This window comes from Serratia sp. JKS296, from assembly GCF_900215445.1.
Taxonomy (GTDB): domain Bacteria; phylum Pseudomonadota; class Gammaproteobacteria; order Enterobacterales; family Enterobacteriaceae; genus Serratia; species Serratia marcescens.
Map to the genome: position 1 here is coordinate 2,936,358 of NZ_OCMX01000001.1, position 19,785 is coordinate 2,956,142.

Consider the following 19,785-nt stretch of genomic DNA (forward strand, 5'->3'; position numbering starts at 1 on the left):
CTACTCTGCGTTAGCAGGCTGTGATGTTCGCCCACAGGATCGCGCCGTCGGCCGTCAGCGGCGTCACTTCGCCACCCGCCGCCGTCCACCAGACACCTTCGCGCGCCCGCAGTTCGCCGCCCTCCGGCAGCGACCAAACGCCGCCCAGCACATACAGCACGCCCGCCCGGTTGGGTGACAGGGTGACGGGCGCCGTGCTGCGCCGCACCTCGGCCGCCTGCCGGCCGCGGCGTGTCATGATGTTGAAATCCTGACTGGCGCCGCCCAGCAGCGTCGCTTCCAGCGCCACGTCGCCGGAAAACGCGAACGGCTCCCCGACGCGCGCCAACTGATGGTCGATATGCCCGGCGCTGAACAGCCGCACGCCGTCGCCTTCCAGCAGGGTGATCGAACGATCGATGCCCGCAAAGGCGGAAAACGGCCCGTCCTGCGCGATGGTGGCGATGCTGGCGCGCCAGTCAAAATCCTGCGCGCCCGGCGGCCAGCTGACGATTTCACGGGTTTCCCCACCGCCGTTGCGCCACGGGCTGACCGGCAGCGCGGCGAAGTTAAAACGGTTCAGGCTCATTACGCCTCCTGCTGAAAGGTTTTCAGCACCTGCAGGAACTCGGCGCTGCTCTGCTGCTGCAGCGCGTGCCGCCCCTGCTCGATCACCTGCCGGCCGCCGACGAACACGTCGCGAATTTGCTCCTTGCCGCCGGCGAACAGCCAGCGATTGAGGATCGAGGCGTCCGGCGCCGCCGCCAGATACGGATCGTCGCCGTCCAGTACCAGCCAGTCGGCGCGATAGCCGCTCTGCAGCCGACCGATCGGCGCGCCGCACGCCTGCGCGCCGCCCTGCAGCGCCTGCAGGTACAGCACATCGCCTACCGCCGACTGTTCCGGTGTCGTCAGGCGATTGCGACGCTGATCGCGCAGCCGCTGGCCGTATTCAAACCAGCGCAGCTCTTCCACCACGTTGAGCGAAACGTGGCTGTCGGAACCGATGCCCCAGCGCCCCTGCTGCTGCAGGTAAGCGTCGCCGGGGAAAATGCCGTCGCCGAGGTTGGCTTCGGTGGTCAGACACAGGCCGGCCACCGCGCGGCTGCGCGCCAGCGCTTCCAGCTCGTCGCGATCCAGATGGGTGGCGTGCACCAGGCACCAGCGCTGATCCACCGGCAGATGGTCATACAGCCAGGCCACCGGGCGCTGCCCGCTCCACGCCAGACAGTCGTTCACCTCTTTTTGCTGCTCGGCGATATGAATATGCACCGGCAAGGTGCGATCCGACGCGGCCAAAATCTGCTGCATCTGCCCCAGCTCCACCGCACGCAGTGAGTGGAAACACAGCCCCTGATTCTGCAACGGGCGATCCGCCAGCTGACGGGCAATCACCTGCTGCTGATGCAGATAGCTTTCGGTGTCCTGGATAAACCGATTCTGCCCCGGCTGGGCCGGCTGGGCGCCGAAACCGGCGTAGCTGTAAAGCACCGGCAGCATCGTCATGCCAATGCCGGCCTGATGTGCGGCCTCGCTGAGGCGGCCGGTCATCTCACCGCGATCGGCGTAAGGCTTGCCGTCGGCGTCGTGATGCAGGTAGTGGAATTCGGCCACCTGGGTGTATCCGCCCTTGAGCATTTCGATATACAGTTGACGGGCGACCACCTCCACCTGCTCCGGCGTCAGACGCTGCACCAGGCGGTACATCAGATCGCGCCAGGTCCAGAAGCTGTCCTGCGGGTTGCCCGCCACTTCCGCCAGCCCGGCCATCGCGCGCTGGAAAGCGTGGGAGTGCAGGTTCGGCATGCCCGGCACCGCGTCGCCGTGCAGCCGAATGCAGCCTTGCGGCTCAGCGTTGGCGGTAACTTGAGTCAGATAACCTTGCGCATCGACGTCCAGCCGGACGTTATGCGCCCAGCCCTCTGGGAGCAAAGCGCGTGGGGCAAAATAAGCAGGCATGGCAGTATTCCACGGTTAATGTAACGGCGAATAAGGCGCGGCGATGGCGCGTCTTAAGGAATTTTTGGCGGTCGCCGGCAAGTTTCTGGCGCGACGGCCACTAGTTGTATATACATATACATACGCCGACATCAACAGTAAACTGGTGTTATTATTTTTTTATTTGACGAGGTTAACGTCGTGGCTGAACAACAGACCGTGTTACAACTGGCGGCTGCAATGAGCGATGCCCCCGCCCCGATCTACCAACGGGTCAAACAGGCGATCGTGAATCAAATCCGTGCGGGGCATTGGCAACCGCACCAGCGCGTGCCCTCCGAAAGTGAACTGGTGGCGGAACTGGGCGTCAGCCGCATGACCATCAACCGCGCGCTGCGCGAGCTGACCAGCGAAGGTTTTTTGATTCGCATGCAGGGCGTCGGCACCTTCGTCGCCGAAGCCAAGGCGCATACCGCACTGCTGGAAGTGCACAACATCGCCGATGAGATCGCCGCGCGAGGTCATCACCACAGCAGTAAAATCCTCGAGCTGAAGGCCCGCCCGGCCAGCGAGGAAGAAGCGACGGCGCTGGGCATTCAGCCCGGCCAACGGCTGTTCTACTCCCAGATCGTGCATTACGAAAACGACGTGCCGGTGCAGGTGGAAGACCGCTGCGTCAACCCACTGGTGGCGCCGGATTACCTGAAGCAGGATTTCGACCGCGTCACGCCCTATACCTATCTGACGCAGGCCGCGCCGCTGACCGCCGGCGAACACATCGTCGAAGCGGTGATCCCCACCCGGCGCGAGCGCGAGCTGCTGCAGCTGGAGGACCACGAACCCGGCCTGCTGATCCATCGCCGCACCTGGTCCGGCAAAACCGTGGTCACCTCGGCCCGGCTGCTGTACCCCGGCAGCCGTTATCAACTGTTCGGCCGCTTCACCAGCGAAGTCTGATCCCCGGCGGGCGCCCCTGCGCCCGCATCTCCGCGGTCGATCACATCCTGATAACAAAATCTCTCCCGCCTCTTGTGACATCCCGGTGAATGCGTTAGGTTGTTTTTAATTGTATATACAACCATGTGGGAGCTGCGGCTCCGGCGGAGGAAAGCAATGACGTCTGAGATTCACTGTGACAGCCTGTGGCACGGCGCCGATATCGTCACCATGCGCGACGGCAAATATCACACCCTGACCGACGGCGCGATCGCCGTGCGCGACGGCAAGATCGTCTGGATTGGCGAACATGCGGCGTTGCCGCCCGGCCTGATCGCGGACGAAACGGTGAAATTCGACGGCGGCATCGTCACCCCCGGCTTTGTTGACTGCCACACGCACCTGGTGTTCGGCGGCAACCGCAGCGGCGAGTTCGAACAGCGGCTGAACGGCGTAAGCTACGCCGACATCGCCGCACAGGGCGGCGGCATTATCTCCACCGTGAAAGCCACCCGCGAGGCCGACGAAGCGCTGCTGCTGGAGCAGGCGCTGTTCCGCCTGCGGCCGCTGCTGGCGGAAGGCGTCACCTGCGTGGAGATCAAGTCCGGCTATGGCCTCAGCCCGGAGAGCGAACTGAAAATGTTGCGGGTGGCGCGCAAGTTGGGCGAGCTGCTGCCGGTCGAGGTGAAAACCACCTGTCTGGCGGCCCATGCGCTGCCGCCGGAATACGCCAACCGCGCCGACGACTACATTAATCTGGTCTGCGACACCATCATCCCGCAGGCGGCGGCCGCCGGCCTGGCGGATGCGGTCGACGCCTTCTGCGAGCATCTGGCGTTCTCACCGGCGCAGGTGGAGCGAGTCTTCGCCGCCGCCGAAGCCGCCGGTTTGCCGGTCAAGCTGCACGCCGAGCAGCTCTCCGCCCTCGGCGGCAGCACGCTGGCGGCGCGCCACCACGCGCTCTCCGCCGACCACCTCGAATACGCCACCGAGCAAGACGCCCGCGCCATGGGCGACGCCGGCACCGTGGCGGTGCTGCTGCCGGGCGCCTACTACCTGCTGCGTGAAACTCAGTGCCCGCCGGTAGCGCTGTTCCGCAAGCACCACGTGGCGATGGCGATCGCCAGCGACGCCAACCCCGGCACCTCGCCGGCGCTGTCGCTGCGCCTGATGATCAACATGGCCTGCACGCTGTTCCGCCTGACGCCGGAAGAGGCGCTGGCGGGCGTCACCACCCACGCCGCCAAAGCGCTGGGGCTGCAGCACAGCCACGGCACGCTGGAAACCGGCAAGGTGGCGGACTTCGTTCACTGGCCGCTGTCGCGGCCGGCGGAACTGGCTTATTGGTTGGGCGGTCAACTGCCCTGTACGGTGATTTTCCGAGGAGAAGTACGTCAATGACCATTCGCGATCCTTTTAGCTTCCAGACCGGCAGCCTGCCGCTGCTGATCAGCATTCCGCACGCCGGCACGCAACTGACGCCGGCGGTCGAGGCCGGGCTGACCGACGACGCTCGCCCGCTGCCCGATACCGACTGGCACATTCCGCAGCTGTACGACTTCGCCCGGGCGATGGGCGCCAGCGTGCTGGTCGGCAACTATTCGCGCTTCGTCATCGATTTGAACCGCCCGGCGGACGACAAGCCGCTGTACACCACCGCCACCACCGGCCTGTATCCCGACGTGCTGTTCGACGGCCGCCCAAGCTTCCTGCCGGGCAAAACGCCGACGGACGAAGAACGCGCCGCCTACCTGCAGCAAATTTGGCAACCTTATCATCAGCAGCTGCAGAACGAACTGGCGCGCCTCAAAGCGCGCCACGGCTATGCGCTGCTGTTCGACGCGCACTCCATCGCCTCAGTGATCCCCCGGCTGTTCGACGGCCAACTGCCGGATCTCAATCTCGGCACCAACGGCGGTGAAAGCTGCGCCCAGGCGCTGAGCGATCGGCTGGTCGCCTGCTGCGAGCAGCAACAGCAGTACACCCACGTGCTCAACGGCCGCTTTAAGGGCGGTTATATCACCCGCGCCTATGGTCAGCCACAGCAACAACAGCATGCGATCCAGCTCGAACTGGCGCAGGTCAACTACATGTCCGAACAGTATCCTTTCGCGTTCGAGCCCCAGCGCGCCGCCTCGCTGCAGCGCCTGCTCAAGCAGATGATTGAAAGCCTGTTGGACGGCGCCGCCAGACTGAATTGATCCCCCTTTACAGGCGCCGCCGCGCGCCTGTTTTTCTCCCGCCTCTAACCGCAACGCCAGCAGCAATCTGCGCGCTATATCAAAGTTTCGCGTGATTCCCCGCTAACTGGTCTAAACAGCGCACAAAACAGCGGCCGACGAAAAACGCACTGCGCCACAATCAGCCCAAAAGCCCGCGCTCAGCGCCGGGCGGCGTGTGGCCAGCTGGCCCGTTTCGAATACTCTCTGGAGGCCCTATGTCTGTAACACCGTTAAACTGGCGCGCTGCCGGCGCCTTGGCCGAACAACTGCTGGCCAGCTGGCAACGGCATGGCGAACCCGGCGGCGCCATCACCCTGTTTGACGCCCAACAACGCCGCGCCACCGCCTGCGCCGGCCTGGCCGATCTGGCGCAGAACATCCCCTTCACCGCCGACAGCGTGGTGCGTTATGCTTCAGTGACCAAGCATATCTTCGCCGCGCTGGCGCTGAACGCCACCGATCGCGCCATTCGGCTGGAGCAACGTCTGGGTGAACTGCTCCCCGCCCTGCAGCCCGCGTTGGCGGACGTTACCGTCGGGCAGGCGCTGGACATGACCGGCGGCCTGCCCGACGTGCGCGAGACGCTCGGCCTGCTGGGCATCTCGCTGCACGCCGTCAGCGAGGCGCAGCCGGTGATGCGGTTTGTCGAGGGGCTGGAGAAATTGAACTACGAAGCCGGCAGCGAGATCGCCTACAGCAATACCGGCTATCGGCTGCTGGAGGCCGCGCTGCGCAGCAAAGGGTATGATTTCGACCAACTGGTGCAACAGCACATCGCCCGGCCGCTGCAGGTGCAGATGCGGGCGCCGGAAAGCTGGTTCGACGTGGTGCCGGGATTGGTGCCGGGTTACTGGCGTGCGCCGCAGGGCTGGCAACACGCCAGCGCCGGCCTGCACCTTTCCGCCTCCGGCAGCCTGACCGGCAGCCTCAACGCCCTCACCCGCTGGCTGCAGACGCTGCTGGCCGACCAGGGCCCCGGCCAGGGCGTGCTGGCGCAACTCGGCGCACCGCGCCGTCTCAATCAGGGCCAGCTCAGCGCTTATGGCCTGGGTCTGGCGCAAACCCCGCTGGGCCGCCGCCGCTTGCTCGGCCACGGCGGTTCCCACGCCGGTTACAAAACCTATTTCCTGCTGGCGCCCGACCGTCAGGCCGGCGTCGCGCTGGTGGCCAATCGCGAAGACTGCGACAGTTTCGGGATGGCTTTGCAGGTGATGGCGGCGCTGCTCGGCGAACCGCTGCCGCAGCGCAGCACGGCGATCCCCGACGGCCTCTACGCCACGCTGGCGGAGCCGCACTGGCTGGAGGTCAAAGACGGCAACCTGGCCTATCTGGGCAGCGATGAACCGCTGTATCAGGGCGAGGACGGGTACGCCGTGTCGCTGTCCGCCCATATGCCGCTCAAATTGAAATGGACCGGTGAAGCGATCGAGGGCGAAGTCGGGCATGTGGCGCGCCGTTTTCTGCCGGTCACGGCTAACGGCGACTGCCTGAAGCATGTGCAGGGGCTGTGGTATCACCCGCACTATCGCACCGCCTTTGAAATTCGCGGCGATCGGGTGCATATTGGCGTCGGTCCGGCGGCGCAGACCGGCACGCTCAGCCCGCTCGGCCAGGGCCGCATGCTGGTGGAGTGCCAGGACGGCCCGTGGTTAAAACGCTTTTGCCTCTATTTCCGCGGTTACAACGTGGATCTCATCGCCAACCGCAGCCGGATGCTGACCTTCCGTCGCAGCACCGTCGGCCGCGACTGACGCTCAGCGTGCGCTGCCGGTTTTGACCGCCAGCAGCGCATCCGCCAGCCGCCGCTTGTCGGCGGCGCTGAGATTCACCTGATCCACCGACGCCATAAACGCCGCCCGATCCGCCTCGCCGAGCGGGCCGGCACGCAGCCGCTCCGCCAGGCGTTGCAATATCTGGCTGCTCAGTTGCGCGATCTGCGGGCGCACCTGCGCCAACGGCCGCGGCTGCCAGCCGGGCTCCGGGCTCGCCAGCCAGTCGGCGCGATAGCGGTACTGAATCGCCTTGGCGGCGTCCATCTGCGCGGCGATAAAAGGCCGCACCGACGCCGGCTCCAGCCCCAAATGCCCCGCCTCCGCCTGCGCGCTGGCCAACACCTTCGCCTCCTGCGCCAGGTCTTCGATCGGTAAATGCTGCTGCGCCTTGTAACCGGCAACGTCTTTCATCAACGACAGCCGTTGGTTCACCAGCTCGCCGATGGCGGCGGCGCCGTCTGCCAACGCCGGAAAACTGGTCAAACAGCAGGCTATCAATAACGCCCTGAACATGGCGCCTCCCTTATGATGCAGTGAAAATGTCAGGCCCAAAGTTCACCACGTCCGCCCCGCGCTGGCAAATAAAAAGGCCCCGCCGCAGCGAGGCCCGATAACGCTCGACAAACGTTAGTCGAAAACGCCATTGATCACGGAGGCCACAATCGCGGTGCTGAGTGCGACCAGCACCAGGTCGTCGCCGGCGATACGCCACTCATAACCCGGGTACTGCGGCAACTCACGCAGCATCGAGTAAGGCACCACTTTTTTGGCGATACCCGGCGGCAGCGGTTTACCGCGCGCCAGATTTTTGGCGATGCCCGGTGGCAGCGAGCTGTAGCCGGTCAGGCCATAGTTGTGCGCCAGCGAACGGGCGCGGTCGCGCGAGAGGCTGACGGAGACCAGATTATCGTCGTTCCTATAGCCGCCTTTATCTTTATTGCCTTTGTTGCCGTGATTACCGTTGTTGCCATGGTTACCGTGATTGCCGCTGTTACCATGGCCGTTCCCGTTCCCGTTGCCGTTACCATTGCCGCCTTTGTCGGCCAAGGCCGGGGCGGATGACAACCCCAGCGATGCAATCAGCGCCAACACCGTGAGAGTCGTACGACGTTTGTTCATGTTGTGTATTCCTGCGTGGGTGACTCTGTTGACTATAGCCAGCCTTTTCCAGACAAAGTATAAGGAAAACTCCGAGATAACGGTGCGCTTTTACGGCATTCGCTTTCAAACCTTGTCTCAACGCAAAATGCCTCGAAAATGCCGATGCTTGTCTCAGATTTTTCTTGAAGAAAAATAAGCCTTACGCTAGCGTGGGAAGGTAACAAAAAAGAGTTAGCGTGCTCTTTTTCGTCGCACCTCAAATCTTATTCTTATCATCCATAATGATAATAGCGAACATTTCCCGCCTCTCCGTGCGGGATTCTTTTTCACACCGCTGTCGCCCCAATCTGGTGCTTTATGTTGAGATTTGGTTGCCGATAATTTACATTCGCTGTCTGAGAAACCTCAACCTCCCGCGGTGGCCAGGCTGGCAACGGGTGGGCGTTCAGGAGCAAAAGACGTGCAAATGACCCTCATGGAATACATCACTCGGCACTTTAATGGCGATCTTCATCGGTACGCGCAGTCGGAAGGCGTCAGCCGTGAACAAATCATTAGTTGGATAAATAATGAATGTCACGTGATCAAAGGCAGACTGTTTATGCCGGTGAAGCATCTCCCGGTTGAACAAGCCCAGTGATGACGAAAAAAAACCCCGCCAGGCGGGGTTTTCTGTTTCTGATAGCACGGAAAATCAGAAGTTATAGCCGACCACAAGGTAATAACCCCAACCGGTAGACTTGATCGGGCCCTGCGGGGTGCCGATATCCGCGCCATCCTGCCACTGACCGCCGTTGTGGAAATAACGCGCCACGAAAGAATAGTGCCAGTGATCGTAGTTCAGCGCCAAAATATGGCTGGAGGCGATCGAGTTGCTGGTGCGCACCTGTTTGCCGGTGCCGTCAACCCAATGGCTGTCCTTGCCCAGATCGGAACCGAAGTCGAAGTTGGTGAAGCCGATGTAGCTCAGGTTGCCGCCCCACACCTGGGTCAGCGGCACGAAGTATTTCACCTTAAAGCGGTAACCGTCCCAGCTGTTCTCGTTGGCGGCCTGGTAGTTTTCCCACTGGTATTTGGCATAGATGTTCATCGACAGGCTCATCGGCAGACCGGTGTCGATATCGGTGCCCAGACCCATGTACCAGGTGTTTTGACGGCCATCGGCGTTGTGGCCCAGATCATAGATGTAGTTGTTGGCGAAGTACCACTCTTTGAACGGACCGAAGCTCAGATCGGTGCCGGTGAGTTTGTCGATGGAGAAACGCGGTTCAATCTCCATAAACATCGGGGAGCCTTTGTCCCAGATGCCGCGATCCGGGGTATTGCCCACGCCGAAGAATTTCGGCACGTCAACGTAACCGTAGAAATCGAACCAGTCTTTCTTGGCGAAGGCTTCGTATTCGAGATACACGTCGTTATTCAGCTGCGGCCCGAAGCGGGTGTGGTAGCTGCCCACCACGTTGACGCTCTGGTGCCACCAGTCGGAGACATATTGACTGTCTTTGCTATCAGCCATTGATGATGCACTGTAAGACGCTGCGAGCAGTACACCTGCTGCGAGAGCTATTTTTTTCATTTTATTACCACATGCTTAAAGGGCCATTTCCTGCCCGTTTAGAAAAGATGACAATGAGTCTGCCGACACCTGGCGTTGTCTTCACACAGAAACTCGGATGACGCGCGCATTATAGAAACCACTGACTGTAAGAATCTGTGATCCAGTTACGCATTTCGCGAATAGGTAATCGATTGCGTTCACATTTGTCAAATTATGTTTCATGCAAATTCACATTCGCTGTGATTTTTGTCATGCAAAGCATTTTTCAGCCGAAAATTGCAGCAAATGTAACCCGCTGGTAGACGGCGGGAAAACCCGCTGAAAGTCATAAAAGATGGGCCGCGGCGATTAACGCCACAGCCCGCAGAATAGTGAACGCAAAAAACACCCTCAGGCGCCAGCGCGCGACAAACTCCCAGGGAGGGAAAGATCGACTAATCCAGCAAACCGCTCAAGACGCGGCGCAAAAAAGGTTGTTTCTTGCGCGTAATCGGATTGCCGTCATATTTTTTCTGAGATTGCTTATTGAAACCGCCGAATAACTGCACATTCCGGTACCGTTCCAGGGTATAACCGGCCTGCAGCGCTTCGCGATAGTATTGTTCGAACAGCTCGCGCAGATCATCGCGATAATGGCTGCGGATCTTGCCATCAAACCAATGCTTGCGGCTTTCAGCCCGCAGTCTGGGAAGCGAATAACGGTGGGAAAATTGGCTGCTCATATCCGAGTAATGCAACGCCTTCAATGCTTCCAACGGCAAATCGTCACCATCCAGATTGCTGTATTCCGGTTTCAACGGCTCGACGAACTCGGGATGTTCTTCAAAGAACCGCTGCATTTTTTTATGCCCCAATGGATCACGGCGCAACTCATCCAGCGGCGGCAAGAATCGCGCCGCTGCCTCGCAATCCCACAGCATTTCCCCCAAGCGCAGATCGTTGCCGGAACCCGCGGCCAAAATGGCAGTGCCCTCCTTCATCGGATGATGCCAAATCTCTGCGATATCACAGAGATACAGCACGTCCGCATCGGAGTAAAATGCCCGACCCTGGAAGTTACAGAAAGCGGGAATGCCCCAGCGAAATGCAGAGAACGGCGTTGCCCAACGCTCGGTGGTCCAACCTTCGCCGCCACTTTGAGAATACCAGGGACTGGCAGGGTCTCGCGACAAACGCATCCACTCAATTTGAACAGGTATTGAAGCATGCTTACGCAAGCTATACTCCAAAACCATCATCTGTTCCAAATCGCAATCATTTGGATCACACCCGATAAAAACTCGCGCAACATCCGCAGGTGGAATCATAAAATATATCCCTATAACACGCTATATAACCCGCATATGTTACCAATAATTTCAAAGGTCTCCTAATGGCAAATAAAACGCTTTCTCATCTTCAAAAAGCGCAGCCAGTGGAAACAATAAATTGATTTCTTTAATTTATTCAGCGTAATCGCGCCATAATCGCTGCGCGTCAGTTCACCGCCGGCACCGCCTTGGCGATGTTTTCCTGGCGGAACGCCACCTCTTCGCCGTTTTTCACCTCCCAACTGGCGACCGGAATATCGGTTTTGGGCGCCGCCGCGACGACCGAGCCGTAAATCAGCTTATCGTCGCGGCGCAAAATATAAACGTCGAGCTGATATTCATGTCGCAAATTCGCCGTGGTCAGGCGAACGGTATCGCCGCGCTCATAGTGATGCACGTCGATTTCAGGCTGTTGAATAAATTGAATGTCGCTTCTCATCGTCGTCGTTCCTTCAGGCAACATGGCTAGTTAAATTCTAGTTCAACATTGCGACGACAGCGGATAATTTCCGTTAATTTCCGCGAGTTGCCCGCCAACAGATCAGCGAGCCGAGTGTGACCATCGCTACGCCCTGCCAGAAACTGGCGGTCAGCGAGGTGTGCAGCACCAGCGCGGCGAACACCGCCGAGAGCACCGGGGTAAAATAGGAGACGGTCGCCAGCAGCGTCATGTTGCCGTGCAGAATGCCGACGTTCCAGGCGGCATACCCCGCCCCCATCGCCACCCCGGCGCACAGCAGCGTCACGGTCACGCCGACGCTGAACTGCATGCCGCTTTCCGCGCTGAAGGCGTACTTCAGCCACAGCGCCAGCGCGGTCAGCACGATAAACAGCACCACGCCGTTGCTGCCCCGGGCAATCTTCTTGGTCAGGTTGCAATACAGCGCCCAAATCACCGCGCCGCTGAAGGCCAGCGCGTAGCTGAGCGGGTTGCTGCGCACGTTGGCCAGCATCTGCGCCGGTGACCAGCCGCCCTCGCCGCTCATGATCCAGCCGATGCCGAACAGCGACAGCAGCAGCCCCGGCAGCAGCCACCATTTCGCCTTTTGGCCGTTGATCGCCAGCGCCATCAGCACGGTGAAACAGGGCCACAGGTAGTTGATCATGCCCACTTCTATCGCCTGCAGGCGGGTATTGGCGTAGCCGAGCGACAGCGACAGACAGATCTCGTAACTGACGAACAGCAGGCTGCCGACGATGAGATAAGGCCGCGGAAAGCTGCGCCATTTCGGCACGCCGAGCGCCACCAGCAAAAACACCGCGCTGACGCTGTAGATCATCGCCGCACCGCCGATCGGCCCCAGCCCTTCGCTGACGCTGCGAATCAGGCCGACCACGCTGCTCCACAGCACAATGGCCAATAAACCGAACAACGTGGCGCGGGTACGCGAGGGCAAAGCGGGCATAAGGCAGATCCAATAGGTTATTTTTTATCAGGTTTTTCACTCTACTGCCGCACGTACCAAAAAGAAAGGCGGGAAACTCCCGCCTGTGAATTTATTGCTGCGGTTGCCGCTCCAACTGCGGCGGCGGCTGGCGAAAGCGTCGGGTCAGCCAGGCCAAATAGCCGAAGCCCAGCGTCGCCCAGATAAGCCCCATGGTCAGCGAGCTTTTCTCCAGGTTCAGCCACAGCACCCCCACCGTCAGCGCCCCCACCAACGGCAGGAACAGGAAGTTGAAGCGATCCTTCCAGCTTTTGTTGCGCCCTTCGCGAATAAAGAAGTGGCTGATCACCGACAGGTTAACGAAGGTAAAGGCCACCAGCGCGCCGAAGTTGATCAGCGCCGTGGCGGTCACCAGATCGAATGACAGCGCCGACAACGCCACCAGCCCGACCATCAGTACGTTCAGCGCCGGCGTACGCCATTTGGGGTGGATATAGCCGAAGAATTTCTCCGGGAACACGTTGTCACGCCCCATCACGTACAGCAGGCGCGACACGCTGGCGTGCGACGCCAGGCCGGAGGCCAGCGTATTGATAAAGGTCACGCACAGGAAGATCGACTGGAACAGCTTGCCGCCGACGTACAGCGCGATCTCCGGCAACGCGGCGTCGGGCTGGTGAAAGCGTTGAATGGTCGGGAAAAACAGCTGGATAAAGAACGACACGCTGATAAAGATCACCCCGCCGTACAGCGCAGTCAGGAAGATGGCGCGCGGGATCACCTTGGCGGCGTCGGGCGTCTCCTCGCACAGCGTGGTGACCGCGTCAAAACCGAGGAACGAGAAGCACAGGATGGTCGCGCCGGTAATGATCGGCAGCAGGTGCGCATTCTCGCTGAGGAACGGCCGCAGGCTCCACACCGTGCCCATCCCCTCGCCGTTGTGCAGGCCGCGCACCACCAGGTAGATAAATACCAGAATGATCGCCACCTGCGCCAGCACGAACAGGGTATTGAAGTTGGCCACCAGATTGACGCTTTTCAGGTTGATGGCGGTGATCAGGATCACGAAGCCCACCACCCACACCCAGGGCGGTACTTCCGGAAACAGCGCGGTCAGGTAAATCTTCGCCAGCAGCGTATTGATCATCGGCAGGAACAGATAATCCAGCAGCGACGACCACCCCACCAGAAAACCGACGTGCGGGTTAATCGCCTTCTGCGCATAGGTGTAGGCGGAACCGGCGGTGGGAAACTGGCGCACCAGTTTGCCGTAGCTGATGGCGGTGAACAACACGCCGGCCAGCGCCAGCAGATAGGAGGTCGGCACATGGCCGTCGGTAAGGCCGGAGACGATGCCGAAGGTGTCAAACACCGTCATCGGCGTCAGATAGGCCAGGCCCATCATCACCACCTGCCACAGCTTGAGGGATTTGCGCAGTTGCGGTTTGCCCGCCGGACCGCCGTCGATGGTTTTAATCGTCATGGCGTTTCCCCTTTTGGTCCTCTGCTGTCAACCGTGCAACGTCATTCAGAGAGGCCGCGGGGAAACTGCTGCTCAGGCGGCGGGGAAAGCGGGTTGAGGTCACTGTCGGGCGGCCGGCGACCGGCCCGTAGGCACTGCGGCACAGGCAAACGTCTGCGCATGGGAATGGCTGAGTCATGGTTATTTCCTCGTCGGCGTCCTGTACGCCGTGATAGAAGAAATGCTGTACCGCAGCGCGCAGCCTCACCGGCTACAGGAGAGCCGATGAAATGCGCCGGGCGCGCGCGGTAGTCGTTGGGTGAGCGGGATCAGGCGTTTTTCAGCATCCACTCGATTTCGGTTTCGGTGATCAGGCGCTCGAACTGCACCAGTTCGTCGGTTTTGCAGGCCAGGTAGACATGGCTGAAGCGTTCGCCCAGCAACGCATTGAGCACCGGCTGATGTTCAAACTCGTACAGCGCGTCGCTCTGGCGGATCGGGAACGGCAGCCCGTCCTGCTCCAGCCCGTTGCCGGTCACCGGCTCAGGCAGCGGCAATGCGGTTTCCAGGCCGTAGACGATGCCCGCCAGAATGGTCGCCATCACCAGATAAGGGTTGGCGTCGGCGCCCGCCACGCGATACTCCACGCGGTGATTGTCGCGATCGCCGCAGGGAATGCGCAGCGCCACGGTGCGGTTGTTATGCCCCCAGGAAGCCTGGGTCGGCACATACATGCCGGGCTGGAAACGGCGATAGGCGTTGACGTTCGGCGCCAGCAGCGCCATCGAGGACGGCATCAGGGCGATCATGCCCGCCAGCGCCTGTTTCAGCAGCGCCGAATCCTCGCCGTCGTCGTCGGCGAACACATTGTCGCCTTGCGCATTCAGCATGCTGATGTGCACGTGCATGCCGCTGCCGGCGTGCTCTTCATACGGCTTGGCCATAAAGGTGGCCTGCATGTTGTGGTTCTCGGCCACCATGCGCACCAGCCGTTTCAGCGCCAGCGCATGGTCGCAGGCCTGCAGCACATCATCGGTATGGTGCAGGTTGACTTCGAACTGCCCCGGCGACGCCTCCGCCACCGCGCCGTCCGCCGGAATGCCCTGCAAACGCGCCAGCTCGTCGATTTCGCTCAGCACATCGGCGAAATGGTTCAGGTTATCGACGGAGTACACCTGGCTTTGGGTGTTGCGCTCCTGGGTTCCCGGCGCGCACGGCGGCTGCAGATAGCCTTCCGCGTCGCGTTGACGATCGATGAGATAGAACTCCAACTCTACCGCTACCACGGGGGAAAGCCCGCGCTGACGCAAACGCTGCCATACTCGGTTCAGCACATTGCGCGGTTCAACGTCAAAGGGAGTGCCATCTTCATCCAGCATGGTGAGCAGCACCTGCGCGATATATTGCGGGTCCGCCGCCGACGGCGTCAGCGTGCCCGGCACCGGCACGCACACGTGATCCGGCTCGCCCAACTCCTGCCCCAGCCCGGCCTCTTCCACCACGTTGCCGAGAATATCCATCGCAAATACCGACGCCGGGAAGTAACAACCCTTCTCCAGTTTGTTCAGGCCGCCGACCGGGATGCGTTTGCCGCGGAAGCTGCCGTTCAGATCGGTCAACAGTACGTCGACATGTTGGGTTAACGGATAACGTTCCAAATACTTCTTCACTTCGCGCTGGAACGCGCTACTTCGTCTCTCTTCACTGTGCTGAACAAAGTTTTCCACTTCTACGATGTTGGTCTGCATGGTTCACCCGCCGTTTGTGTTTTGCTGTCGTCGATGTTTATTGACCGTCTTGTTCAATATAATGCCCACAAATGAAACGTAGATGAAACAAATTTGTTTTGCAAGTGTTACTTTTGGTTTGAATATTGCCCAATCGACTGCTAGATTTATAGAATATTGAACGAAATCGGCGGTGGAGAAGCTTATCGTTCATAATTTCGAACGTACCAAGGGGATAGCATGGACAATATATTTAACAGACCAGTCATTGGCGTCGTCATGTGCAGGTATAGGTTAAACGGGCACCTCACACAGACCTTGCAAGAAAAGTACCTGAATGCCGTTATCACCGCCGGCGGCTTGCCGATCGCCCTGCCGCACGCGCTGGCGGAGCCGGAAATGCTGGCGGAACTGCTGCCGCGCCTCGACGGCATTTTGCTGCCGGGCAGCCCCAGTAATGTGCAGCCGCACCTTTATGGTGAAAACGGCGATGAGCCTGACGCCGATCCTGGCCGAGACGCGTTGAGCCTGGCGCTGATCCGCCAGGCATTCGACAGGCGCATTCCCCTTTTCGCCATTTGCCGCGGCATGCAGGAAATGGTGGTCGCCACTCAAGGCACCCTGCATCGCCGCCTGTATGAACTGCCCGAGCTGCTGGAGCATCGTGAAGATCACGACCTGCCGCTGGAACAGCAATACGCCCCCGCCCACGAGGTCATCGTTCAGGAAGGGGGGCTGCTTTCGCAACTGATACCGGATTGCAACAGATTCTGGGTGAACTCGCTGCACGGCCAGGGCGCCAAAACCCTGGGCGCGAGCGTTCGCATCGAGGCGCACGCCGCTGACGGGCTGGTGGAGGCGATCAGCGTGCGCGATCAGCCCTTCGCGCTCGGCGTGCAGTGGCACCCGGAGTGGAACAGCGACGAGTACGCCCTGTCGCGCCTGTTGTTTGATGGTTTCATCACCGCCTGTCGGAACTATCAAAAGGAAAAACGCCCATGAGCGACGTCAGCTTGGCACCGGGAAAACGTCTGTCGCAGATCCGTCAACAATTAGGGTTGTCGCAGCGCCGGGTCGCCGAACTGTCTGGGTTAACCCACAGCGCCATCAGTACTATCGAGCAAGACAAGGTCAGCCCGGCCATCAGCACGCTGCAAAAGCTGCTGACGGTGTACGGTCTGTCGCTGTCGGCGTTTTTCGCCGAGCCGGAAAAACCGGCTGAGCCGCAGATCGTGATAGACAGCGACGACCTGATCGAAATCGGCAGCCAGGGCGTTTCGATGAAGCTGATCCACAACGGCGACCCGAACCGCACGCTGGCGATGATGATCGAGACCTACGAACCGGGCACCACCACCGGCGAGCGCATCAAACACCAAGGGGAAGAGATCGGCACGCTGCTGGAGGGCGAAGTGGTGCTGCAGGTCAACGGCCAGAGCTATCACCTGCTGGCCGGGCAGAGCTACGCCATCAATACCGGCATCCCCCACAGTTTCAGCAACACGTCGGCGCGCATTTGCCGGATTATCAGCGCCCATACGCCGACGACATTCTGATCAACGGAGCCAGGCATGAACTTTCACCATTTGCAGTATTGGCAACAACGGGCGCAGGCCCTGAAGATTGAGCACCAGCTGTTTATCGACGGCCGCTACCAGCCGGCCGCCGCGGGGAAACGTTTCGCCGTGGAAGATCCCGCCGGCCGCCGCGAGCTGGCGCAGGTCGCGCGCGGCGAAGCCGCCGACATCGATCGGGCGGTCAGCGCGGCGCGCGCCGCCTTTGAACGCGGCGACTGGGCCCAGGCCGCCCCGGCGCAGCGCAAAACCACGCTGCTGCGCTTCGCCGATCTGATGGAACAGCATCATGAAGAGCTGGCGCTGCTGGAAACGCTGGACACCGGCAAACCCATTCGTCACAGCCTGCGCGACGACGTGCCGGGCGCCATCCGCTGCATCCGCTGGTACGCCGAAGCGATCGATAAGGTGTACGGCGAAATCGCCCCCACCGGTCGCGAGGCGCTGGCGCTGATCGAGCGCGAGCCGATCGGCGTGGTCGGCGCCATCGTGCCCTGGAACTTCCCGCTGCTGCTGGCCTGCTGGAAACTCGGCCCGGCGCTGGCCGCCGGCAACAGCGTGGTGCTTAAACCCTCCGAAAAATCGCCGCTGAGCGCCATCCTGCTCGGCAAATTGGCTCAGCAGGCCGGACTGCCGGACGGCGTGCTGAACGTGGTGCCCGGCTATGGCCACGACGCCGGCAAGGCGCTGGCGCTGCACCGCGACGTCGACGCCCTCACCTTTACCGGCTCCACCCTGGTGGCGAAACAGCTGATGATTTACGCCGGCGAATCGAACATGAAGCGCGTCTGGCTGGAGGCCGGCGGCAAAAGCGCCAACATCGTCTTCGCCGACTGCCCGGATCTGGATCAGGCCGCCCGCAGCGCCGCCGCCGGCATCTTCTATAATCAGGGGCAGGTATGCATCGCCGGCACTCGCCTGCTGGTCGAAGCGAGCATTGAGCAAGCGTTCCTGCAGGCGCTGCGCAAACACGCGGCGACCTTCATGCCCGGCGATCCGCTCGATCCCGACACGGTGATGGGCACGCTGATCGACAGCGGCCACTGCGAGAAAGTGGCCGGCTATATCGATCGGGGGCTGAGCCAGGGCGCCGCGCTGTTCCTCGACGGGCGCGACCATCCGCAGGGCGACCACGCCGGCTATCTGGGGCCGACCATCCTCACCCAGGTGGACAATGCCATGAGCGTGGCGCGCGATGAAATCTTCGGCCCGGTGTTGGCGGTGACCGCCTTCGACGACGAGCAACAGGCGCTGCAGCTGGCCAACGACAGCGACTACGGCCTCGGCGCCGCGGTCTGGACCCGCGATCTGGCGCGCGCGCACCGCATGGCGCGCCAACTGAAGGCCGGCACGGTGTTCGTCAACAACTACAACGACGGCGATATGACCGTGCCGTTCGGCGGCTACAAGCAGAGCGGCAACGGCCGCGACAAATCGCTGCATGCGCTGGACAAGTTCACCGAATTGAAAACCACCTGGATCTCGCTGGAATAAGGGCTTATCTCATGACTGAACACGTAAAAAGCTACTATGCGGCCACGGCCAACGCACATCAGCCCTATCCGCAACTGAATGAATCGATCGAATGCGACGTCTGCGTGATCGGCGGCGGCTATACCGGCCTCTCCTCCGCGCTGTTCCTGGTGGAAGCCGGTTACGACGTGGTGGTGCTGGAAGCGGCGCGCATCGGTTTCGGCGCCAGCGGCCGCAACGGCGGCCAGTTGGTCAACTCTTACAGCCGCGACATCGATGTGATTGAAGAGCGTTACGGCGCGGAAAGCGCCCGCCTGCTCGGCAGCATGATGTTCGAAGGCGCGGAGATCATTCGCAGCCGCATCAGCCGCTACGCCATCGACTGCGACTACCGCCCCGGCGGCATCTTCGCCGCCCTGAACAACAAGCAGTTCCATGCGCTGATCGAGCAAAAACGCAACTGGGAGCGCTACGGCAATACCCAGCTTGAGCTGCTCGACGCAGACCGGGTGCGCCAGGAGATCGCCAGCGATCGTTACGTCGGCGCGCTGCTCGATCACAGCGGCGGCCACATCCATCCGCTCAATCTGGCGCTGGGCGAAGCCGAGGCGATCCGCCTGCAGGGCGGGCGCATCTTCGAGCAATCGGCGGTGACGAACATCCGCCACGGCGAACCGGCGCTCATCAGCACCGCCAACGGCCAGGTGAAGGCGCGTTTCGTCATCGTCGCCGGCAACGCCTATCTGGGCGATAAGCTGGAGCCGCGGCTGGCCAAGCGCAGCATGCCGTGCGGCACTCAGGTGGTGACCACTGAACCGCTGGCGCCGGAGATCGCGCAGGCGCTGATCCCGCAGAACTACTGCGTGGAGGACTGCAACTACCTGCTGGATTACTACCGCATCACCGCCGATCATCGCCTGCTGTACGGCGGCGGCGTGGTGTACGGCGCGCGCGATCCGGACGATATCGATAACCTGATCCGGCCGAAGCTGCTGAAGACCTTCCCGCAGCTGAAAGGGGTGCGTATCGACTATCGCTGGACCGGCAACTTCCTGCTGACGCTGTCGCGCATGCCGCAGTTCGGCCGGCTGGAGAATAACGTGTACTACATGCAGGGCTACAGCGGCCACGGCGTGACCTGCACCCATCTGGCGGGCAAGCTGATCGCCGAGCTGATGCGCGGCGACGCCGAACGCTTCGACGCCTTCGCCAAACTGCCGCACCTGCCGTTCTTCGGCGGACGCAATCTGCAGATCCCGTTCACCGCCATCGGCGCGGCCTACTACACGCTGCGCGACCGCATCGGCGTCTAAAAACAACAGGCCCGGTCATCCTGGCCGGGCCTGTG

General features: G+C 61.3%; 19 protein-coding genes. 9 read left to right on the forward strand and 10 right to left on the reverse strand.

Features of this window, described 5'->3' with window-relative positions:
* Positions 1 to 10: 10 nt before the first annotated feature.
* Positions 11 to 568 (reverse strand): HutD/Ves family protein, encoded by a 558-nt coding sequence (locus tag CRO23_RS13975; RefSeq protein WP_016928027.1) that lies wholly within the window; start codon positions 566 to 568, stop codon positions 11 to 13.
* A complete protein-coding gene (locus tag CRO23_RS13980) occupies positions 568 to 1,938 on the reverse strand; it encodes a formimidoylglutamate deiminase (RefSeq protein WP_097102283.1) in 1,371 nt (456 codons plus the stop codon). Before CRO23_RS13980 ends, CRO23_RS13975 begins: the two co-directional genes overlap by 1 nt.
* A gap of 180 nt (positions 1,939 to 2,118) precedes the next feature.
* Here CRO23_RS13980 and hutC point away from each other — a divergent pair, with 180 nt between their 5' ends.
* The 4 genes from hutC to CRO23_RS14000 all read left to right on the forward strand — a co-directional run bounded on the left by hutC (position 2,119) and on the right by CRO23_RS14000 (position 6,826).
* On the forward strand, positions 2,119 to 2,874 hold the full coding sequence (gene hutC / locus CRO23_RS13985) for a histidine utilization repressor (RefSeq protein ID WP_028128056.1): 756 nt from the start codon (positions 2,119 to 2,121) through the stop codon (positions 2,872 to 2,874).
* Positions 2,875 to 3,030: 156 nt separating this feature from the next.
* Entirely contained in the window at positions 3,031 to 4,254 is a 1,224-nt protein-coding gene (gene hutI / locus CRO23_RS13990) for an imidazolonepropionase (protein ID WP_016928030.1), read from the forward strand.
* A complete protein-coding gene (gene hutG, locus CRO23_RS13995) occupies positions 4,251 to 5,054 on the forward strand; it encodes an N-formylglutamate deformylase (protein WP_097102285.1) in 804 nt (267 codons plus the stop codon). The genes hutI and hutG overlap by 4 nt, the downstream gene beginning before the upstream one ends.
* A gap of 236 nt (positions 5,055 to 5,290) precedes the next feature.
* Positions 5,291 to 6,826: a serine hydrolase domain-containing protein gene (locus CRO23_RS14000; protein ID WP_016928032.1), complete on the forward strand. Its 1,536-nt coding sequence runs from the start codon at positions 5,291 to 5,293 to the stop codon at positions 6,824 to 6,826.
* Between the two features lie 3 nt (positions 6,827 to 6,829).
* Here the strand turns inward: CRO23_RS14000 and CRO23_RS14005 are convergent, their stop codons facing one another.
* Together CRO23_RS14005 and CRO23_RS14010 are read right to left on the reverse strand one after the other, a co-directional pair.
* On the reverse strand, positions 6,830 to 7,360 hold the full coding sequence (locus CRO23_RS14005) for a chorismate mutase (RefSeq protein WP_028128276.1): 531 nt from the start codon (positions 7,358 to 7,360) through the stop codon (positions 6,830 to 6,832).
* A gap of 114 nt (positions 7,361 to 7,474) precedes the next feature.
* The gene (locus CRO23_RS14010; RefSeq protein ID WP_079451327.1) at positions 7,475 to 7,966 is read right to left on the reverse strand and encodes an anti-virulence regulator CigR family protein; all 492 of its coding nucleotides are present in this window, start codon (positions 7,964 to 7,966) and stop codon (positions 7,475 to 7,477) included.
* 442 nt (positions 7,967 to 8,408) lie between these two features.
* Here CRO23_RS14010 and CRO23_RS14015 point away from each other — a divergent pair, with 442 nt between their 5' ends.
* Positions 8,409 to 8,588 (forward strand): hypothetical protein, encoded by a 180-nt coding sequence (locus tag CRO23_RS14015; protein ID WP_025160261.1) that lies wholly within the window; start codon positions 8,409 to 8,411, stop codon positions 8,586 to 8,588.
* 54 nt (positions 8,589 to 8,642) lie between these two features.
* Here the strand turns inward: CRO23_RS14015 and CRO23_RS14020 are convergent, their stop codons facing one another.
* From CRO23_RS14020 to CRO23_RS14050, 6 genes are all read right to left on the reverse strand, one after another.
* Complete coding sequence (locus CRO23_RS14020) at positions 8,643 to 9,524, reverse strand: nucleoside-specific channel-forming protein Tsx (protein WP_028128054.1); 882 nt, start codon at positions 9,522 to 9,524, stop codon at positions 8,643 to 8,645.
* Positions 9,525 to 9,940: 416 nt separating this feature from the next.
* On the reverse strand, positions 9,941 to 10,813 hold the full coding sequence (locus CRO23_RS14025; RefSeq protein WP_097102287.1) for a glycosyl transferase: 873 nt from the start codon (positions 10,811 to 10,813) through the stop codon (positions 9,941 to 9,943).
* 169 nt (positions 10,814 to 10,982) lie between these two features.
* Positions 10,983 to 11,255: a hypothetical protein gene (locus CRO23_RS14030; RefSeq protein WP_004941292.1), complete on the reverse strand. Its 273-nt coding sequence runs from the start codon at positions 11,253 to 11,255 to the stop codon at positions 10,983 to 10,985.
* Between the two features lie 73 nt (positions 11,256 to 11,328).
* On the reverse strand, positions 11,329 to 12,222 hold the full coding sequence (gene yddG, locus CRO23_RS14035; protein ID WP_016928038.1) for an aromatic amino acid DMT transporter YddG: 894 nt from the start codon (positions 12,220 to 12,222) through the stop codon (positions 11,329 to 11,331).
* A gap of 91 nt (positions 12,223 to 12,313) precedes the next feature.
* Entirely contained in the window at positions 12,314 to 13,684 is a 1,371-nt protein-coding gene (locus CRO23_RS14040) for an APC family permease (protein WP_016928039.1), read from the reverse strand.
* Positions 13,685 to 13,992: 308 nt separating this feature from the next.
* Positions 13,993 to 15,411 carry a glutamine synthetase family protein gene (locus CRO23_RS14050; RefSeq protein WP_015377637.1) on the reverse strand — a complete coding sequence of 473 codons (1,419 nt, stop codon included), beginning with the start codon at positions 15,409 to 15,411 and terminating at the stop codon, positions 13,993 to 13,995.
* Positions 15,412 to 15,630: 219 nt separating this feature from the next.
* Here CRO23_RS14050 and puuD point away from each other — a divergent pair, with 219 nt between their 5' ends.
* The 4 genes from puuD to CRO23_RS14070 are packed head-to-tail and all read left to right on the forward strand — an operon-like array spanning position 15,631 to position 19,750.
* Positions 15,631 to 16,392, forward strand: a complete 762-nt coding sequence (gene puuD / locus CRO23_RS14055) for a gamma-glutamyl-gamma-aminobutyrate hydrolase (RefSeq protein ID WP_025302552.1) — start codon at positions 15,631 to 15,633, stop codon at positions 16,390 to 16,392.
* Complete coding sequence (gene puuR / locus CRO23_RS14060) at positions 16,389 to 16,946, forward strand: HTH-type transcriptional regulator PuuR (protein ID WP_016928041.1); 558 nt, start codon at positions 16,389 to 16,391, stop codon at positions 16,944 to 16,946. Before puuD ends, puuR begins: the two co-directional genes overlap by 4 nt.
* Positions 16,947 to 16,961: 15 nt before the next feature.
* The gene (gene puuC / locus CRO23_RS14065) at positions 16,962 to 18,458 is read left to right on the forward strand and encodes an aldehyde dehydrogenase PuuC (protein ID WP_060445309.1); all 1,497 of its coding nucleotides are present in this window, start codon (positions 16,962 to 16,964) and stop codon (positions 18,456 to 18,458) included.
* An 11-nt stretch (positions 18,459 to 18,469) separates the two neighbouring features.
* Entirely contained in the window at positions 18,470 to 19,750 is a 1,281-nt protein-coding gene (locus tag CRO23_RS14070) for an NAD(P)/FAD-dependent oxidoreductase (protein WP_016928043.1), read from the forward strand.
* Positions 19,751 to 19,785: the final 35 nt, after the last annotated feature.

What these genes read in the sequence shown, in the direction of transcription:
- hutI (WP_016928030.1), top strand. Translation starts at nt 3,031, where the DNA reads ATGACGTCTGAGATTCACTGTGACAGCCTGTGGCACGGCGCCGATATC.
- puuR (WP_016928041.1), top strand. Translation starts at nt 16,389, where the DNA reads ATGAGCGACGTCAGCTTGGCACCGGGAAAACGTCTGTCGCAGATCCGT.
- puuC (WP_060445309.1), top strand. Translation starts at nt 16,962, where the DNA reads ATGAACTTTCACCATTTGCAGTATTGGCAACAACGGGCGCAGGCCCTG.
- CRO23_RS14005 (WP_028128276.1), bottom strand. Translation starts at nt 7,360, where the DNA reads ATGTTCAGGGCGTTATTGATAGCCTGCTGTTTGACCAGTTTTCCGGCG.
- CRO23_RS14020 (WP_028128054.1), bottom strand. Translation starts at nt 9,524, where the DNA reads ATGAAAAAAATAGCTCTCGCAGCAGGTGTACTGCTCGCAGCGTCTTAC.
- hutG (WP_097102285.1), top strand. Translation starts at nt 4,251, where the DNA reads ATGACCATTCGCGATCCTTTTAGCTTCCAGACCGGCAGCCTGCCGCTG.
- CRO23_RS14030 (WP_004941292.1), bottom strand. Translation starts at nt 11,255, where the DNA reads ATGAGAAGCGACATTCAATTTATTCAACAGCCTGAAATCGACGTGCAT.
- CRO23_RS13975 (WP_016928027.1), bottom strand. Translation starts at nt 568, where the DNA reads ATGAGCCTGAACCGTTTTAACTTCGCCGCGCTGCCGGTCAGCCCGTGG.
- CRO23_RS14040 (WP_016928039.1), bottom strand. Translation starts at nt 13,684, where the DNA reads ATGACGATTAAAACCATCGACGGCGGTCCGGCGGGCAAACCGCAACTG.
- CRO23_RS14025 (WP_097102287.1), bottom strand. Translation starts at nt 10,813, where the DNA reads ATGATTCCACCTGCGGATGTTGCGCGAGTTTTTATCGGGTGTGATCCA.
- yddG (WP_016928038.1), bottom strand. Translation starts at nt 12,222, where the DNA reads ATGCCCGCTTTGCCCTCGCGTACCCGCGCCACGTTGTTCGGTTTATTG.
- CRO23_RS13980 (WP_097102283.1), bottom strand. Translation starts at nt 1,938, where the DNA reads ATGCCTGCTTATTTTGCCCCACGCGCTTTGCTCCCAGAGGGCTGGGCG.
- CRO23_RS14000 (WP_016928032.1), top strand. Translation starts at nt 5,291, where the DNA reads ATGTCTGTAACACCGTTAAACTGGCGCGCTGCCGGCGCCTTGGCCGAA.
- puuD (WP_025302552.1), top strand. Translation starts at nt 15,631, where the DNA reads ATGGACAATATATTTAACAGACCAGTCATTGGCGTCGTCATGTGCAGG.
- CRO23_RS14010 (WP_079451327.1), bottom strand. Translation starts at nt 7,966, where the DNA reads ATGAACAAACGTCGTACGACTCTCACGGTGTTGGCGCTGATTGCATCG.
- CRO23_RS14050 (WP_015377637.1), bottom strand. Translation starts at nt 15,411, where the DNA reads ATGCAGACCAACATCGTAGAAGTGGAAAACTTTGTTCAGCACAGTGAA.
- CRO23_RS14070 (WP_016928043.1), top strand. Translation starts at nt 18,470, where the DNA reads ATGACTGAACACGTAAAAAGCTACTATGCGGCCACGGCCAACGCACAT.